Raw genomic sequence first — 16,952 nt, 5'->3', positions numbered from 1 at the left:
CACGCCAGACTCTGCACTCTCCCGTTCGGTCATGTGCATGACTTTGCCAAGTTGCCATGCCTTACTTGTCGGTTGACTCCTGACGGTCCGCCGCCGCGGGCTTGACCGGAGCGGACTCCTCCCCGACCGCCTCACCGGCGGGCTCCTCCGAGGGCGCCTCACCGGCGGGCTCCTCCGAGGTCGCCTCACCGGCGGGCTCCTCCGAGGTCGCCTCGTCGGAGGTCTCCTCCGCGGACTCCGAGCCCGTGGCTTCGGGGGTCTCCTCGGCGGAAAGTGCTTCCGTGTCCTCGGAGTCGTCTGAGTCGTCGGATGCCGCGGATGCCTGGGAGGGCGCCTCGGTCACAGCCGGCGCACGGGTGGCCTCGGCATCCGCCTCGACCTCCGCGGCCACCGCCGCCGACGTCTCCGCGGACTCCGCCAGCACCTCGTCGGCGACCAGCTTCGCCGCCTCCTTGGCGGCGGAGAGCAGCACCGTGTCCTGCGGGGCCTGGTCCTCGAAGTTCTCCGGGTGGTGGCAGGCCACCCGCTGACCCGGCTTCAGCTCCAGCAGCTGCGGCTCGGCGGTCCGGCAGATCTCCGTCGCCTTCCAGCACCGCGTGTGGAAGCGGCAGCCGCTCGGCGGGGCGATCGGCGAGGGGACGTCGCCCTTGAGCAGGATGCGATCGCTCTTGGCGTTCTTCCGCTTCGGGTCCGGGATCGGCACCGCCGACATCAGCGCCTTGGTGTACGGGTGCATCGGCGCCTTGTACAGCGAGTCGCGGTCGGCGAGCTCGACGATCTTGCCGAGGTACATCACCGCGATCCGGTCCGAGACGTGCCGGACGACCGACAGGTCGTGCGCGATGATCACATACGTCAGGCCCAGCTCCTGCTGGAGGTCGTCGAGCAGGTTGACGACCTGCGCCTGGATCGACACGTCGAGCGCGGAGACCGGCTCGTCGGCCACGACCAGCTTCGGGTTGAGCGCGAGCGCCCGGGCGATGCCGATGCGCTGGCGCTGACCCCCGGAGAACTCGTGCGGATAGCGGTTGTAGTGCTCGGGGTTGAGGCCCACGACCGACAGCAGCCGCTGCACTTCCTTCTTGATGCCGCCCTCGGGCGTGACGCCCTGGAGCCGGAAGGGCGCGCCGACGATGGTGCCGATGGTGTGGCGCGGGTTCAGCGACGAGTACGGGTCCTGGAAGATCATCTGCACATCGCGGCGCAGCGGGCGCATCCCGCTCACCCCGAGGTGCGTGATGTCCTTGCCCTCGAACTCGATGGTGCCTTCGGTCGGCTCGAGCAGCCTGGTGATCAGCCGGCCCATGGTGGACTTGCCGCAGCCGGACTCGCCCACGACGCCCAGGGTTTCACCGGCCTTGACCTCGAAGTCGAGGCCGTCGACCGCGCGCACGGCGCCGACCTGCCGCTGGAGCAGGCCCTTGCGGATGGGGAAGTGCTTCTTGAGGCCGGTCACCTTCAGCAGGGTCTCGCCGGGTGCGGCGTCCTTGGTGAGGGTGGCACCGTCGCTCTGCGCAGGAATCGTCACTGCCGCGTCCTTGGAGTTCTCGCTCACAGCTTCGGCGCAATCTCTTCGGTCCAGATACGCTCCCGCTGCTCCTGCGACATGTGGCAGGCGGCCCAGTGCCGGCTGCCGACCTCGGTCAGCTCGGGCCGGACGGTGCGGGTGACGTTGTCCTTCGGGACGTCGGCGTACGGGCAGCGGGGGTTGAAGGCGCAGCCGGAGGGGATGTTGATCAGGGAGGGCGGGGAACCCTTGACCGGGATCAGACGCTCCTGCTCCTCGCGGTCCAGGCGCGGCATCGAGCCGAGCAGGCCCCAGGTGTAGGGGTGGCGGGGCTCGTAGAACACCTTCTCGGCCGGGCCGCGTTCCACGCAGCGGCCGCCGTACATCACCAGGATGTCGTCGGCCAGTTCGGCGACGACGCCCAGGTCGTGGGTGATGATGACGACGGCGGAGCCGAACTCCTTCTGCAGATCGCGGATGAGGTCGAGGATCTGCGCCTGGACGGTGACGTCCAGCGCGGTGGTCGGCTCGTCCGCGATGAGCAGTTCGGGGTTGTTGACCAGCGACATCGCGATCATCGCGCGCTGGCGCATACCGCCGGAGAACTCGTGCGGGTAGTTGTCGACCCGCTTGTCCGGCTGCGGGATGCCCACCCGGTCGAGCATCTCGATCGCCCGCTTGCGGGCGGTCTTCTTGTCGACGTCGTGGTGGATCCGGTACGCCTCCACGATCTGCTGGCCGATCGTGTAGTACGGGTGCAGCGCGGACAGCGGGTCCTGGAAGATCATCGCCATCTCGCGGCCGCGCATCTTGCGCACCCGGTCGGGGTCGGCGGACAGCAACTCGGTGCCGTTCAGCCAGATCTCACCGGAGATCTGCGCCTTGCGCTTGCCGTACTGGCCCGTGGTGTGCAGGCCCATGATGCCGAGCGAGGTGACGGACTTGCCGGAACCCGACTCGCCCACGATGCCGAGGGTCTTGCCCTTCTCCAGCTGGAAGCTGAGCCCGTCGACGGACTTCACCAGACCGTCGTCGGTCGGGAAGTGCACCTTGAGGTCGCGCACCTCCAGGAAGGCGGTCGGCGCGGGCGAGGAACTCGTGGGTTCACCCACGGCTGCTCCGGTCTTGCTGAGTTCGCTCATGCGAGCCTCACTCGGGGGTCGATCACGGCGTACAGAACATCCACCACGAGGTTGGCGATGAGCACCGCGAGGGAAGTGATCAGGGTGACGCCCAGGATGATGGGCAGATCCTGGTTCCTGATGGCGTCGAGCACGGCGCGACCGAGGCCCGGAAGGTTGAACGTGGACTCGGTCAGGATGGCGCCGCCGATCAGCGCGCCGAGGTCCATGCCGAGCATGGTCAGGATGGGCGTCATCGTCGAGCGCATGGCGTGCTTCCCGATGACGGTCTGTTCGCGCAGACCCTTCGCGCGGGCGGTGCGGATGTAGTCCTCGCCGAGGATCTCCAGCATGGTGGCGCGGGTGATCCGGGCGTACATCGCCGCGTAGAGGAACGCGAGGGTGATCCACGGCAGGATCATGCCGCCGAACCAGCCGCCGATGCTCTGGTCGAGGGGCACGTACTGCGCGTCGATCCACTTCAGGCCGAAGGCGAAGATCGCCAGACTGAGCAGGCCGGTGAAGTAGATGGGAAGGGACACACCCGCCAGGGCGACGACCATCGCACCACGGTCCCAGATGCTGCCCCGCTTGAGCGCGGAGAGCACGCCCGCCGCGATCCCGAAGATCAGCCACAGCACGGCGGCACCGAGCGCGAGACCCAGGGTCACCGGGAAGCGGTCGGTCAGCACCGGCCAGACGGCCTGTTCACTGCGGAAGGAGTAGCCGAAGCACGGTGCGGCGCAGTGTGTGACGTCACCGCCGGCCGCGTACGTGCGGCCCGCGAAGATGCCCTTGAAGAACTCCCAGACCTGGACGTAGATCGGGTCGCCGAGGCCCAGCTTCTCGCGCACCGCCTCCACGGCGGCCGGGTCGGCCTGCTTGCCCACGAAACTCGCGGCGATGTCGACGCCCGCCCACTTGGGGACGAGGAAGAAGATGCCGAAGACCACCATGACGATGACCACAAGCATCACTGCGGCGGCGAACAGCCGCCTGATGAGGTAAGCGAGCACAGCTAACGGCCCGCCGCGGACCGCGGGCCGCCGGAGGTTGTCCGGTGGCCCGCGCTCACGCCGCGCCGGCCTTCACCTGCCTTTCGTGCCGTACGGCGGGTGTGCCGGGGTTTACTTCGCGGACTTCAGGCCCAGGTTGGCGAAGTCGTACTGACCGCTGTAGGCGTCGGTCGTGTACACGTTCGCCAGCCGGTTCGAACGCCAGTTGATGAACTTCTCGAAGACGAAGGGCAGGTAGTAGCCGCCCTCCATGACCTTGTGGTTGATCTGCGTGGCGATCTCGGTCTTCTTCGCGTCATCGAGCGTGTTCACGTACTGGTCGAACAGGCCGTCGATCGCCTTGTCCTTGATCAGGGCGTAGTTGTTGTTGCCGCTCTGCAGGATGTACTTGCTGTCCCACAGCGGCAGACCGAAGCCCTGGACGGTCGGGAAGTCCGGACCCCAGCCCATGACGATGATGCCGTAGCCCTTCTTCTTCACGTTGTCGGGGCTACCGATGATGCCGGTGGTCTGCGAACCGTCGTACTGGTCGATCTGCGCGTCGATGCCGATCTTCTTCAGCGACGCCTGCAGGGACTGGGCGGTGGCCACCTCGACCGGCTTGTTGTTGCGGACGGCGATGGTGGTCTTGAAGCCGTTGGGCTGGCCGCAGGCCTTCAGCTCTTCCTTGGCCTTGGCGGCGTTGCCGTTCTTGTTGGCACCGGCGAGCTCGTACGGGTCGTACTTCTGGCCTTCGGCGCCCGGGACGGACGGCGGCAGCATGTTGGTGCCGATGTCACCACCGGCGACGGGGCCACCGCGCGCCGTCTGGAGGGAGACGTGGTCGGCGCCGTAGATGACGGCCTTGCGGCAGTGCTCGTTGTCGAACGGCTTCACGCTCTGCGGGAAGACCGCGTAACGGATGTAGCCCGAGACCGGGTTGTCCAGGTTGGCCTTGTGCTCCTTCAGGGCGGTGGTACGGCCCTGGGGCGACATGCCGGTCTGGTTGATGTCCAGGTCGAGGTCACCGTTGAGCAGACGCTGGTCCAGCTGGTTGGCGTCGGAGAAGAACTGGACGGTGATCTTGTCCGGGTACGCCTTGCGGATCGGGTCCGAGGACTGCTTCCAGTTGGCGTTGCGGACCAGGGTGAGGTCCTTGCCCGGGTTGTACGACTGGAACTTGTACGGGCCCGAGGAGAACGGGTGCAGCGCGTACTTGGACTTGGTGTCCTTGTCCTGGCGGACCGGGGACGCCGAGGTCAGCGCGAGCACTTCCTCGAAGTCGGCGTTCGCCTTGGGCAGGTGGAAGACGATCGTCTTGTCATCGGGCGTGTCGATCGCCTTCAGACCGAGGTGGTCCGCGGACGTGTCCTTGTACGGGCCCTGGTACTTGCCGTCCGGGTCCAGGAAGTCCTTCAGGTAGGTCGGGCCGCCGGACAGCACGTCCTGCGCCCACACGCGCTCGATGCCGTACTTGACGTCCTTGGAGGTGATCGGCTTGCCGTCCTCCCAGGTGATCCCGTCGCGCAGCGTGTACGAGTACGTCTTGCCGTTGTCGGAGACCTTGGCGAGCCCGGTGGCGAGGTCCGGGGTCAGCTTGGCGCCTTCCTTACCGGGCTCCGTCTTGTTCGTGACGAGCTGGCGGCTGTAGTAGCGCATGAAGTTCCAGGCGAAGCCGTAGTAGCCGCGCGTGGTGTCCCACGAGTCGGCGTCCTGGGCCCCACCGAACTTCAGCGTGCCGCCCTTCTTGGCCTCAGAGGCCTGGGCGACCTTGTTGTTCGCCGCATCGAAGCCGGCCGCACCGTTCTTCGAACCGCTGTTGTCGTCGTTGCCGCCGCCGCACGCCGCCGTGGTCAGCAGCGCGGCGACCACGGCGGCAGCGGCCATGGCCTGCTTGCGCCGCCCTGAGGTGCGTTGGGTAGTCACGATCTCGGATCCTCCGGATTTGATGAGAGACCCCGTGCAGGTGCCACGGGAAGCTTGGGGTACGGCAGTTCAGCGGGAGCCCTTCGGGTCCAGCGCGTCGCGTACGCCGTCGCCGAAGAGGTTGAATGCAAGAACGGTGATGAAGATCGCCACGCCCGGGACCACCATGTACATGGGATCCGAGTCGTAGTAGTCGATCGCGCTCGAGAGCATCTGTCCCCAGGAGGCCGTGGGCGGCTTGACGCCCACGCCCAGGAAGCTGAGTGCCGCCTCGGTGAGGATGTTGGTGGGGATCATCATGGTCGTGTACACGATGATCGGCGCGACGAGGTTGGGCAGCAGCTCCTTGAAGAGGATGTAGAGGCGCCCGGCGCCGAGCGAGCGGGCCGCCTCGACGTACTCGCGCTCACGCAGCGAGAGCGTCTGGCCGCGAACCACGCGTCCGATGTAGGGCCAGCCGAAGAAGCCGATGACCAGGATCATCACGAACACGCGCACGTTGGAGCCGGTCAGCCCCAGCATGTTGTTCGGCATGACGGAGACCAGCGCGATGGTGAACAGCAGCTGCGGGAAGGCGAGCAGACCGTCCATGACGCGGCTGACGATCGAGTCGACCCAGCCACCGAAGAAGCCGGCCAGGACACCCAGGATGGTGCCGAGGATGACGGCGACCATGGCGGACAGGAAGCCGACCAGCAGCGAGACCCGCGCGCCGTAGAGGATGCGGGCGAAGATGTCACGGCCGTTGACCGGCTCGACACCCAGCAGGTGATCGCCGCTGATGCCACCCAGGGACCCCCTGGGCGTACCGAAGAGCGGGTCGATCAGGTTCTCGTGGTAGGCGTCGGGATCCTGCCCGACCAGGTTGGAGATCACGGGCGCGAGCAGGGCGACCGCGATGAGCAGGAGCACGACGACGCCCCCCGTGAGGGCGAGCTTGTCCTGCTTGAGACGCTCCCAGGCGATCCGTCCCAGGGAACGGCCCTGAACGGCTTTCGCGGCGGTGGCGGCAGCCGCTGCTTCCTCGGCCGCTCCCGGGGCCGCTTCCGCAGTCGGCTCGTGCAATGGTGCCGTCATCTGGCAGGGACCCCTCTCAACCGGCGGTGGCCGGCCCGCGCTTGCCGCTGTGGCGGCATGACTCAGTCCGTCGTACACAGGGGCGAAACCCCTTGAAGCCGGAGTCTTCAATGCTTCGGCGATCAGTGACCAGACTTGACAGTGAAAGGATGCATAAACGTGATGCGGACTGGGGAGATCCGTTATCCGGACAGCTGGTAACGCGGTGCGGGCACCACCAAATCAGGGCATTTAACACGAGAGAGGGGCCATCCACCCTCATCTACGCGCGGAGAAGGACTCCGGGTGCCGAACCCGGTCCCTCCGCCCGGGGAGTACGGACGTCAGTACGCCCCGCGCGCCGGCGGATAGCCGTAGCCGCCCGCCGCGGGGGCCGGTGCCGGGGCGTGGGCCTCGCGGTCGTAGAACGGGCGGGAGTTGACGCGCAGCCACATCGCCACCGGGTCGTCCTCGTCGGACAGCGCGACCGTCGACACCGGCAGGCCCTCCGGGACGGCCGTGACGGACTGCTGCATCATCGCCCGCACCGAGTCGACGGCGGGCGGTGAGGTGTCGTAGACGTCCAGGCCGATCGCCAGGTACGGAGCGCCGAGGGCCGGTTGCACCCAGGCGCGACGCAAGGAGCGCACGGCGGGCGTGCGGTGGGCGTTCTGGGTGAGCAGGGCGTAGAACTGCGGGATCTCGATGGCCGGTTCGGACAGCCGCAGGGGGCCCGCGGGCTGGTGCTCCAGACCGGCGGCGATGCGGCGCAGGTCCAGCCAGGGGATGCCGACGCCACCGCCCGGCGCATGCGGGTTCAGCCACAGGCCGTAGTGTCCGGGGTAGAGGGCGCGGGCCACGTCGGCGCCGTCGATCACCTCGTAGGAGCGACTCCAGCCGCTGGCCGAGAGCTCCTGTGCGGAGGTGACGCAGGGCGCGTAGCCGTGGCCGTCCACTTCCATGGTCGCGTACTGGGCGTCGGGCGAGCCTGCCTGGCCGTGCCACAACAGCATCCAGACCCTGCCGGTGGACGGGGTCGCGAGCGCGCGCAGGAGCGCCTCGTAGGCGTCGTAGCGCCCGGGCGTCACCTGGCGCAGCATGTGTTCGACCTGGCCGGCCGTGGTGCCGCTGGCGCTCACCCCGCTCACCTTTACCGCCCCTTCGCTGACGATGTGCTCCGCATATGAAACCAGGTTAGGCGGGTCCGCTGACAGCCGGTGCGCAGTGGCTGCCGCTGGCTGTGGGCCCTGGAGCTCGGGGCTTGCCGCCAGTGGACGGGTGCAGGTTCGTCGTGGCTTGTCGCGCAGTTCCCCGCGCCCCTTTCAGGGCGCCCCCTGACGGGCGCCCTGCTCAGTACCCCTGCTGGTAGAACGGCCGGACCTTCTCCCTCATCCAGTCGGCCACCGGGTCCTGGGCCACGTCCAGGAGGACCAGGTTGACCGGCCACTTGACCGCGGCCTTGGCCAGGGCGCGGCCCAGGGCGTCCAGGGGGAGGGTGCGGAGGTCGCCCTCCCACTGGGAGAGCTCCACGCCGACGAACAGCACCGGGTCCGCCGTCTCGACGGCGGCGAGGCAGCGACGTGCCGTGAGGACCACGCCGGTCGCCGTGAACTCGGCGGACGCGGCGGCGAGGAAGTCCACCGGGTCGTCCTGCCAGTCCGGTTCGAAGAGGCGGACGCGGCCGCCGGTCGTGGGGCCGTCCAGCGGGGTGCGTCCCACGCGGCACAGCTCGGCCACCGCCTCCGGAGGCAGGGGTATGCCGACCACGCCGCCCGGGTTGACCGCGATGCCGACCTGCGGGGGCAGCCCGCGGGCGAACTCGGCGGCGGGCGCGATGGTGTACGACATGTGGCCGCCGGCGGCATGGCGGAACTGCTCCTCCGAGGTGAACACCGGGACGTACGCCTGACCCTCGATCTCCAGCGTGGGCAGGTCGAGGGGGCCTCTGTGCGGGCCGCCGCCGTTCGGCAGCGGCACCCACAGGAAGCTGCGCCCGAGCACCTCGACGATCCGGCCGCCCGCCGAGGGGATGCCGAGCGAGGCGGACAGCACCTCCTCCAGCTCGTTGCCCGGCCATCCGCCGTGCGGATGGGGGTGCGCCTGTGCCGGGAAGTCCGCGGGAAGGTCCGCCGGGATGTCCATCTGCCTACCGCCTGCCGAGTACCACTGGTGTGGCGAAAAGGCTAACGGGTGCGCGGGCACCGCGATTCATTCCGCTCCTTCCGCCCGGTCCGCGAAGTCGATCCGGCGCAGCACGTCCGCCGCGTCCCGGTCGAGCAGGACCGCCGAGCCACAGCCCTCCGGGAGCCGGCCCCGCTCGACGGCGCGCAGCAGATGGCGGATGGCGCGGCGGTGACGCAGGAAGGCGTAACGGGTGACCCCTCGGCCCCGCTCGCGCTGGCCGTCCAGGGCCGTGCCGGGAGTGACGTCGAGCAGGAGCAGATGGAGCGTGCCGCCGCGGCGCCGGGCCTCGCGGGCGAGCCAGGTGCGCACCCAGGTCTGGGTGCCGCAGTCGTGCACGACGACTCCGCTGCCGGCGCGCAGGGCCCGGCGCAGGCCGGCGTAGTGCGCGAGGCGGACCAGGGGGCGGTAGACCCCGTACGGCAGGAAGCGGGCCAGGCGGGCGTCCCAGCGGTCCCGGGTGTCCTGGGAGTCGACGCGGGCGCCGCGCACCGTGCGCCGCATGAGCGTGGACTTGCCGCTGCCGGGCAGGCCGGTGACCACGACGAGGTCGCGGGCGCCGAAGGTGAGTCCGTACGGGCTGTGGCCCCCTCGGTCGCGCAGGTCGCGGACCACCGGCTCCGGCACCGGCGCGCCGGCCTCCCGGGCCGGGGCTCCGGGCTGCCGGGGTACCGCGATGCCCGTGGTCATGGCGTACGCCGTCGTCCTGTCCACCGTGATCGTCCTCCCTTGCGGTCAGGAAGTCCCATCCCCGCCGAGTGTAAAGAGAAGGTAATGGACGGTTTCTCCCGATGGCGTTCGCCTACTGCCACAACCCGGTCACAGATGCGCCCGGAAGCCGGTCGCGGAGGCGGCCCCGGGCCGGTTGCCCACGCGGCCTGCCACGACCGGGCGAGGCGTGCAATGATGTGCGCGCCAACTGCATACCGGCCGCTTGAATCCGCGCGGGAGAGTTCCGGGGACGTACGGGGTACGTACGTGGGCCCGGGCGCCGAAGGAGCAAGTCCCTCCCTTGAATCTCTCAGGCCCCGATACCGCGCGGGCGAGGCACATCTGGAAAGCGGGCCGCTTCTCGGTGGCTCCACCCAAGGTGCAAGCCGTGACGACCCGCCGTGCGGGCGTTCATGGCGAACCTCTCAGGTTCCGATGACAGATGGGGAGGACCGACCTCGCCCTTCCCCACGCTCGCATTCGCTCGCGCGCGGGGACCCACGCCCTGGGAGCACAACCGATGAGCAGTAGCCCCCTGCGCCGCACCGCGCTCGATGCCCTGCATCGTTCGCTCGGCGCGACGATGACCGACTTCGCCGGCTGGGACATGCCCCTCAGGTACGGCTCCGAGCGCGACGAGCACGTCGCCGTCCGTACCAGGGCGGGGCTGTTCGACCTCTCGCACATGGGTGAGATCACGGTGACCGGGCCCGAGGCGGACCGGTTCCTCAACCACGCGCTGATCGGCGACATCGCCTCCGTCCGCGTGGGCCGCGCCCGCTACACCATGATCTGCCAGGAGGACGGCGGCATCCTGGACGACCTGATCGTCTACCGGCTGGCCGAGAACGAGTACATGGTCGTCGCCAACGCCTCCAACGCCCAGGTGGTCCTCGACGCGCTGACCGAGCGTGCCGCGGGCTTCGCCGCCGCGGTGCGCGACGACCGGGACGCGTATGCGCTGATCGCCGTCCAGGGCCCCGAGTCCCCCGGCATCCTGCGGTCCCTCACCGACGCCGATCTCGACGGCCTGAAGTACTACGCCGGCCTGCCCGGCACGGTGGCGGGCGTTCCCGCCCTCATCGCGCGCACCGGCTACACGGGCGAGGACGGCTTCGAGTTGTTCGTCGCGCCCGAGCACGCCGAGAAGCTGTGGCAGGCGCTGACCGAGGCGGGCGCCCCCGTCGGTCTGGCCCCCTGCGGGCTCTCCTGCCGGGACACGCTGCGCCTGGAGGCGGGCATGCCGCTGTACGGGCACGAGCTGACCACTTCGCTGACGCCCTTCGACGCCGGGCTCGGCCGGGTGGTGAAGTTCGAGAAGGAGGGCGACTTCGTGGGGCGTGCCGCGCTGGAGGATGCCGCCTCCCGTGCGCAGGAGAACCCGCCGCGCGTCCTCGTCGGCCTGGTCGCCGAGGGCCGCCGCGTGCCGCGGGCCGGGTACCCGGTCGTCGCGGGCGGCGAGGTGATCGGCGGGGTCACCTCCGGGGCCCCCTCCCCCACGCTGGGCAGGCCGATCGCGATGGCGTACGTCGACGCCGCGCACTCCGCGCCGGGCACCCCCGGGGTCGGGGTGGACATCCGGGGCAGCCACGAGCCGCACGAGGTCGTGGCACTGCCGTTCTACAAGCGCCAGAAGTAGGCACTCGGCGGACGGGGGACGTGATCCCGCGCACCTCCGCCGTGCTCACGCACGTCTGCAGCAGTACTCCCTTCCCCACCACTCCCCCGCGTACAGGAGAATTCAGGTCATGAGCAACCCCCAGCAGCTGCGCTACAGCAAGGAGCACGAGTGGCTGTCGGACGCCGAGGACGGCGTCGCGACGGTCGGCATCACGGAGCACGCGGCGAACGCGCTCGGCGATGTCGTCTTCGTCCAGCTCCCAGAGGTCGGTGACACGGTGACCGCAGGCGATACCTGCGGCGAGCTGGAGTCGACCAAGTCGGTCAGCGACCTGTACTCCCCGGTCACCGGCGAGATCACGGAGGTCAACGAGGACGTGGTCAACGACCCGTCGCTGGTGAACTCCGAGCCCTTCGAGGGCGGCTGGCTCTTCAAGGTACGCGTGTCCGAGGAGCCGGCCGACCTGCTGTCCGCCGACGAGTACGACGCCCACATCGCCGGCTGAGGAGCGCACCCGCAGATGACCCTTCTGAACACGTCCCTGCACGAGCTCGACCCGGAGGTCGCCGCAGCGGTCGACGCCGAGCTGCACCGCCAGCAGTCCACCCTCGAGATGATCGCCTCCGAGAACTTCGCCCCGCTGGCGGTCATGGAGGCGCAGGGCTCGGTGCTCACCAACAAGTACGCCGAGGGCTACCCCGGCCGCCGCTACTACGGCGGCTGCGAGCACGTCGACGTCACCGAGCAGATCGCCATCGACCGGATCAAGGAGCTGTTCGGCGCGGAGTACGCCAATGTGCAGCCCCACTCCGGCGCCTCCGCCAACCAGGCCGCCCTGTTCGCGCTGGCCCAGCCCGGCGACACCATCCTCGGACTCGACCTCGCGCACGGCGGCCACCTGACCCACGGGATGCGGCTGAACTTCTCGGGCAAGCAGTTCGACGTGGTCGCCTACCACGTGGACGCCACCGGCCTGGTCGACATGGCCGAGGTCGAGCGGCTCGCCAAGGAGCACCGCCCGAAGGTGATCATCGCCGGCTGGTCGGCGTACCCGCGGCAGCTGGACTTCGCCGAGTTCCGCCGGATCGCGGACGAGGTCGAGGCCCACCTGTGGGTGGACATGGCGCACTTCGCCGGTCTGGTCGCGGCGGGCCTGCACCCGAACCCGGTGCAGTACGCCGATGTCGTCACCTCCACCACCCACAAGACGCTGGGCGGTCCCCGCGGCGGCATCATCCTCGCCAAGAAGGAGTTCGCGAAGAAGCTGAACTCGTCCGTCTTCCCGGGCTTCCAGGGCGGCCCCCTGGAGCATGTGATCGCGGCCAAGGCGGTGTCCTTCAAGGTCGCCGCGACGGAGGAGTTCCGCGAGCGCCAGCGCCGTACGGTCGAGGGCGCGAAGATCCTCGCCGAGCGGCTGACGGCCGCCGACGCGCGCGAGGCCGGCGTGAACGTCCTGACCGGCGGCACGGACGTGCACCTGGTCCTGGTCGACCTGCGCGACTCGGAGCTGGACGGGCAGCAGGCCGAGGACCGCCTGCACGAGGTCGGCATCACGGTCAACCGCAACGCGGTCCCGAACGACCCGCGCCCGCCGATGGTCACCTCGGGCCTGCGCATCGGCACGCCGGCCCTGGCGACCCGCGGCTTCACGGCCGAGGACTTCGCGGAGGTCGCGGACGTCATCGCCGAGACGCTGAAGCCGTCCTACGACGCCGAGGGGCTCAAGGCCCGGGTCAAGGCCCTGGCCGAGAAGCACCCGCTGTACCCGGGTCTGAACAAGTAAGTCACCTTGTGCGGGGCACCGCGCACACTGGGAGTACCGGCGTGCGCGGTGCCCGCACCCCCGCACCACCCCTTCTGGCACCACCCCCCGTAGTGAGGAGTCACCCGTGGCCGTCTCGGTCTTCGACCTGTTCTCGATCGGCATCGGCCCGTCCAGCTCCCACACGGTCGGCCCGATGCGCGCGGCCCGCATGTTCGCCCGCCGGCTGGGCAACGAGGACCTGCTGGCGTCGGTGGCGTCCCTGCGCTGCGAGCTGTACGGCTCCCTCGGCGCGACCGGCCACGGTCACGGCACCCCGAAGGCGGTCCTGCTCGGCCTGGAAGGCGCCTCCCCGCGCACGGTGGACGTCGAGACGGCCGACCAGCGGGTCGAGGCGATCAAGGCGGAGGGCCGTCTGAAGCTCCTCGGCGAACACGAGATCCCGTTCTCCTTCGACGACGACCTGATCCTGCACCGCCGCAAGGCGCTGCCGTACCACGCCAACGGCATGACGGTCCGGGCGTACGACGCCGACGGCAAGGAGCTGCTCTCCAAGACGTACTACTCGGTCGGCGGCGGCTTCGTCGTGGACGAGGAGGCGGTGGGCGCCGACCGCATCAAGCTCGACGACACGGTCCTGAAGTACCCCTTCCGCACGGGCGACGAGCTGCTGCGGCTGACGAAGGAGACGGGCCTGTCGATCTCCTCGCTGATGCTGGAGAACGAGCGGGCGTGGCGTTCGGAGGAGGAGATCCGCTCCGGGCTGCTGGACATCTGGCGGGTCATGCAGCGTTGCGTGGCGCGGGGGATGTCCCGGGAAGGCATCCTGCCCGGCGGTCTGAAGGTGCGCCGCCGGGCGGCCGTCACCGCGCGCCAGCTGCGCGCCGAGGGCGACGCGACGGCCCACGCGATGGAGTGGATCACGCTCTACGCGATGGCGGTCAACGAGGAGAACGCGGCCGGCGGCCGGGTCGTGACCGCTCCCACGAACGGTGCCGCGGGCATCATCCCGGCGGTCCTGCACTACTACATCAACTTCGTACCCGGCGCGGACGAGGACGGGGTCGTGCGTTTCCTGCTCGCCGCGGGAGCGATCGGCATGCTCTTCAAGGAGAACGCGTCCATCTCCGGCGCGGAGGTCGGCTGCCAGGGCGAGGTCGGCTCGGCCTGCTCCATGGCGGCGGGCGCGCTGGCGGAGGTGCTGGGCGGCACCCCCGAGCAGGTGGAGAACGCGGCCGAGATCGGCATGGAGCACAACCTCGGCCTGACCTGCGACCCGGTCGGTGGCCTCGTCCAGATCCCGTGCATCGAACGCAACGGCATGGCCGCGGTGAAGGCGGTCACGGCGGCACGGATGGCGATGCGCGGCGACGGCTCGCACAAGGTCTCCCTCGACAAGGTCATCAAGACGATGAAGGAGACCGGTGCGGACATGAGCGTCAAGTACAAGGAGACGGCGCGGGGCGGGCTGGCCGTCAACATCATCGAGTGCTGAGGGAACAGGCCCCGGCCTTGCACGTCGCGGCCGCCGGGAGCGGCCCCCGGTCCTGAGGGGACACACGGCCGTCTGCGCCACGGGGTGGTCGGGTCGCTCGGCCGGGTCTCAGTGCAGGGTGACCACCGTCGCGTCGCCGACCGCTCCCCGGGTGGGGATCTTCCGCGTTGTGGTTGCCCGCCCGGCGATGAGCTGCTTCAGGGCCGCCGGGCCAGGTTGCAAGCGACCTCGTTCGAAGAGCACAAGGCTGACTCTTGTGTGGGGGGGCGGTTTCATCCGACGGTACTGGCTGTATGTGACCGCGTCGCACCCGGAGTACCAACCCATCTCGGGCTCGTATCCGGTGACCAGGAGACAGGGCTCGTCGGAGGCGAGCTGCCGGGCTACGGGCACGGTGGAGGCACCGAGTCGTTCCGGGCCGGGCATCGCGCCGTGGGCGACGACTTGAGCGGTTCCGAGCACCGTCACCGCGGTCAGGGCCGCGATGGCCGCAAGAACTCCTGACGCCCAGTGGCCGACCCGGTCCGCCGTCTCGGAGACCCCCAAAACGGTGAGAAGCACAACCGAGAGGTATATGAACCGGGGCTCTCCGTCCGTGGCGATTCCCAGGACGACGCAGATCAGAACGGCGGACATGCCCAGAAACGCGGTTCGCCGGTCATGTGCACGCAGTTCCCCGCCATGCGCACGACGGGCACGCCACAGTCGTCGTACCGCCCCTGCCATCGCCACGAGCCCCGCGGCCATGACGACGGCTCCCAAGTCACCGGCCAGGCGGTAGGGGAAGATCGCGACGTAGTAGACGAGACCGTCGCCTATGAATCTGCGTTCGGCCTGGTCGGTCGCCCAGAAGATGATTCCCAGCGGTGAGCCGGTGGTTCGGGTCGCGTAGACGAAGTGCGGCAGGAGGCCGAGTACCAGGATCACCGCCGCGAGACCCAGGCGCCGCCCCTGGGCGAGCCAGGCACGGGGCCCGTAGGCGATGACGGCGGCCAAAGTTATCGCCAGCAGGTTTCCGACGACTCCGTACCGCAGGTAGAAGGCGGCCAGTGTGACGAACGGCAACAGGAGCAGCGCCCGGGAGTTCTTCTTCTCCTGCGTCCGGACCAGGAGGAACACCACGATGAGCAACAGCCCGGTGGCGCCTATGTCGTTGAGGAACTCAGGGAGCCGGCGGAGGAAACCGAGTCCGCTGAGCAGCAAGAGCATCACCACGACGGCCCGGCGGCGCGACATCCACTGAGCGGCGACGAGATACACGACCGCGAGCGTGAACAGGCTCAGAAGCAGCGCGACGACGCGAAGGGCGCCGACGTCGTCGTGTACGGCGAGCGCGAGCCTGCCGAGAGCCGGAAGCCCGATCGGGCGGTAGAGGCCCCAGCCCGCGTCAGGAGTGCCGTCCAGCCAGGAGCGGGCCTTGTTGGCGTAGACGGCTTCCTCGTGAGCGAAGTGAGGCTCGTCGTCCTGCAACCACGCCCAGACGCCGCACGCCAGGAGCAGTACGCCCACGGCGTACACCTCGGCCGGCACACGCCGCAGCAGGGCCAGTGCCCTCTGTACAGGGGCCGGTACATCGGCCTTTGCCCAGCGGGGACGGCACAGCAGCCAAGCGGGAGCAGCTCCGAGCAGGTACGGCCAGGGTTGCCACCCGGGCAGCCGGCCCCCCAACCCGATGATGATCAGAAGCTGTTGCAGCGCCGCGGCCACCGTGAGCGTGACGGCTATGACAAAGGCCGCCCGACGGGGCGGTGAAGCGACGGCGGAGGAGTCCGCAGAGGCTGTTCGACTCGCAGGAGAGGCGACCTTCACTTGCTTTCGGTACATGTCCGGTTTTTCTCTGGCACACAGGCCAGTGCGAGAGCATGGCGCCGTAGCCGAAACGCCCGGCGGATGTGTGATCGACGGCCGGGGTCGCCGCTCAAGCGACAACGGAACTCTCGTGGACCGAGAAGACGGCGTCGCATCGGTCGCGCACGTAGTCGTCGTGGGTGGCGATGACAACGGCGCATCCGTCAGCGCTCAACTCCCGGAGGATGTCGATGACCACTGTGGTGTTGGCATGGTCGAGGGCTCCGGTCGGCTCGTCGGCGAGCACGAGCGCCGGTTTCTTGACCATGAGCCGGGCGAGCGCCACACGCTGTTGTTCTCCGCCACTGAGGTGGTGGATCTTCTCCTTCTCCCGTCCCGCCAGGCCAACGCGCTCCAGGGCCTCGGCGATGGTCGTACCGGCATTGCCCCGCAGGGTCCGCTGCGGCTTGACGGCAACCTCCAGATTGGCCGCGACGGTGGCATTCTCGATCAGGGCATAGCTCTGGAAGAGGTAACCGAGAACATCTCGACGGAACCGGCGGATCTCGCCCCGGCCGAAACGGGTTATGTCCTTTCCCTCATGACGGATCGTCCCGGCGCTCGGCTTGTCCAGAAGGCCGATGCAGTTGAGGAGGGTGGACTTCCCCGATCCACTGGGGCCGACCAGGGCGAGCATCTCGCCGCGGCTCACGGTGGCGGTGACATCGGACCACAGAGTGCGGGTGCCGAAGGTCTTCGACAGCTTGACAATATCGATCACGACAACGC

14 protein-coding genes and 2 riboswitches are annotated in these 16,952 nt (G+C 69.2%); of the genes, 4 read left to right on the top strand and 10 right to left on the bottom strand.

Going from position 1 to position 16,952, the window contains the following annotated elements:
* Nucleotides 1-61 precede the first annotated feature (61 nt).
* The 8 genes from ACZ7L1_RS29820 to ACZ7L1_RS29785 form a co-directional block, all read right to left on the bottom strand.
* Nucleotides 62-1,528: an ABC transporter ATP-binding protein gene (locus tag ACZ7L1_RS29820; RefSeq protein ID WP_471441396.1), complete on the bottom strand. Its 1,467-nt coding sequence runs from the start codon at nt 1,526-1,528 to the stop codon at nt 62-64.
* Between the two features lie 23 nt (nt 1,529-1,551).
* Entirely contained in the window at nt 1,552-2,649 is a 1,098-nt protein-coding gene (locus tag ACZ7L1_RS29815; protein ID WP_471441394.1) for an ABC transporter ATP-binding protein, read from the bottom strand.
* Nucleotides 2,646-3,644: an ABC transporter permease gene (locus ACZ7L1_RS29810; protein WP_471441392.1), complete on the bottom strand. Its 999-nt coding sequence runs from the start codon at nt 3,642-3,644 to the stop codon at nt 2,646-2,648. The genes ACZ7L1_RS29815 and ACZ7L1_RS29810 overlap by 4 nt, the downstream gene beginning before the upstream one ends.
* A 111-nt stretch (nt 3,645-3,755) precedes the next feature.
* Nucleotides 3,756-5,549, bottom strand: a complete 1,794-nt coding sequence (locus ACZ7L1_RS29805; RefSeq protein WP_471441390.1) for an ABC transporter substrate-binding protein — start codon at nt 5,547-5,549, stop codon at nt 3,756-3,758.
* A gap of 69 nt (nt 5,550-5,618) precedes the next feature.
* Nucleotides 5,619-6,626: an ABC transporter permease gene (locus tag ACZ7L1_RS29800; RefSeq protein ID WP_471441388.1), complete on the bottom strand. Its 1,008-nt coding sequence runs from the start codon at nt 6,624-6,626 to the stop codon at nt 5,619-5,621.
* Nucleotides 6,627-6,949: 323 nt separating this feature from the next.
* Nucleotides 6,950-7,744 carry an enhanced serine sensitivity protein SseB C-terminal domain-containing protein gene (locus ACZ7L1_RS29795; RefSeq protein ID WP_471441386.1) on the bottom strand — a complete coding sequence of 265 codons (795 nt, stop codon included), beginning with the start codon at nt 7,742-7,744 and terminating at the stop codon, nt 6,950-6,952.
* 211 nt (nt 7,745-7,955) lie between these two features.
* The gene (locus ACZ7L1_RS29790) at nt 7,956-8,747 is read right to left on the bottom strand and encodes an enhanced serine sensitivity protein SseB (protein ID WP_471441384.1); all 792 of its coding nucleotides are present in this window, start codon (nt 8,745-8,747) and stop codon (nt 7,956-7,958) included.
* Between the two features lie 66 nt (nt 8,748-8,813).
* Complete coding sequence (locus ACZ7L1_RS29785) at nt 8,814-9,506, bottom strand: AAA family ATPase (protein ID WP_471441461.1); 693 nt, start codon at nt 9,504-9,506, stop codon at nt 8,814-8,816.
* Between the two features lie 215 nt (nt 9,507-9,721).
* A riboswitch (glycine riboswitch) is annotated at nt 9,722-9,833 on the top strand.
* Nucleotides 9,834-9,949: riboswitch (glycine riboswitch) on the top strand. It begins immediately after the preceding riboswitch.
* A 68-nt stretch (nt 9,950-10,017) separates the two neighbouring features.
* On the opposite strand from ACZ7L1_RS29785, the gene gcvT reads away from it, so the two are divergent.
* From gcvT to ACZ7L1_RS29765, 4 genes are all read left to right on the top strand, one after another.
* The gene (gcvT, locus tag ACZ7L1_RS29780; protein WP_471441382.1) at nt 10,018-11,136 is read left to right on the top strand and encodes a glycine cleavage system aminomethyltransferase GcvT; all 1,119 of its coding nucleotides are present in this window, start codon (nt 10,018-10,020) and stop codon (nt 11,134-11,136) included.
* A 109-nt stretch (nt 11,137-11,245) separates the two neighbouring features.
* Complete coding sequence (gene gcvH / locus ACZ7L1_RS29775; RefSeq protein ID WP_471441380.1) at nt 11,246-11,623, top strand: glycine cleavage system protein GcvH; 378 nt, start codon at nt 11,246-11,248, stop codon at nt 11,621-11,623.
* A gap of 15 nt (nt 11,624-11,638) precedes the next feature.
* Nucleotides 11,639-12,901, top strand: coding sequence for a serine hydroxymethyltransferase (glyA, locus tag ACZ7L1_RS29770; protein WP_471441378.1), 1,263 nt, complete (start codon nt 11,639-11,641; stop codon nt 12,899-12,901).
* Between the two features lie 106 nt (nt 12,902-13,007).
* Nucleotides 13,008-14,375 carry an L-serine ammonia-lyase gene (locus ACZ7L1_RS29765; RefSeq protein WP_471441376.1) on the top strand — a complete coding sequence of 456 codons (1,368 nt, stop codon included), beginning with the start codon at nt 13,008-13,010 and terminating at the stop codon, nt 14,373-14,375.
* A gap of 108 nt (nt 14,376-14,483) precedes the next feature.
* Here ACZ7L1_RS29765 and ACZ7L1_RS29760 read toward each other — a convergent pair whose 3' ends face one another.
* Both ACZ7L1_RS29760 and ACZ7L1_RS29755 read right to left on the bottom strand, forming a co-directional pair.
* The gene (locus ACZ7L1_RS29760; protein WP_471441374.1) at nt 14,484-15,884 is read right to left on the bottom strand and encodes a glycosyltransferase family 39 protein; all 1,401 of its coding nucleotides are present in this window, start codon (nt 15,882-15,884) and stop codon (nt 14,484-14,486) included.
* Nucleotides 15,885-16,293: 409 nt separating this feature from the next.
* A complete protein-coding gene (locus tag ACZ7L1_RS29755; protein ID WP_471441372.1) occupies nt 16,294-16,944 on the bottom strand; it encodes an ABC transporter ATP-binding protein in 651 nt (216 codons plus the stop codon).
* Nucleotides 16,945-16,952: the final 8 nt, after the last annotated feature.

Source organism: Streptomyces sp. NPDC107546 (assembly GCF_055639175.1).
Note: the sequence above shows the minus strand (reverse complement) of the source record. Positions and strands in the feature narration are given on the sequence as shown.

What these genes read in the sequence shown, in the direction of transcription:
- ACZ7L1_RS29815 (WP_471441394.1), bottom strand. Translation starts at nt 2,649, where the DNA reads ATGAGCGAACTCAGCAAGACCGGAGCAGCCGTGGGTGAACCCACGAGT.
- ACZ7L1_RS29800 (WP_471441388.1), bottom strand. Translation starts at nt 6,626, where the DNA reads ATGACGGCACCATTGCACGAGCCGACTGCGGAAGCGGCCCCGGGAGCG.
- ACZ7L1_RS29790 (WP_471441384.1), bottom strand. Translation starts at nt 8,747, where the DNA reads ATGGACATCCCGGCGGACCTTCCCGCGGACTTCCCGGCACAGGCGCAC.
- gcvT (WP_471441382.1), top strand. Translation starts at nt 10,018, where the DNA reads ATGAGCAGTAGCCCCCTGCGCCGCACCGCGCTCGATGCCCTGCATCGT.
- gcvH (WP_471441380.1), top strand. Translation starts at nt 11,246, where the DNA reads ATGAGCAACCCCCAGCAGCTGCGCTACAGCAAGGAGCACGAGTGGCTG.
- glyA (WP_471441378.1), top strand. Translation starts at nt 11,639, where the DNA reads ATGACCCTTCTGAACACGTCCCTGCACGAGCTCGACCCGGAGGTCGCC.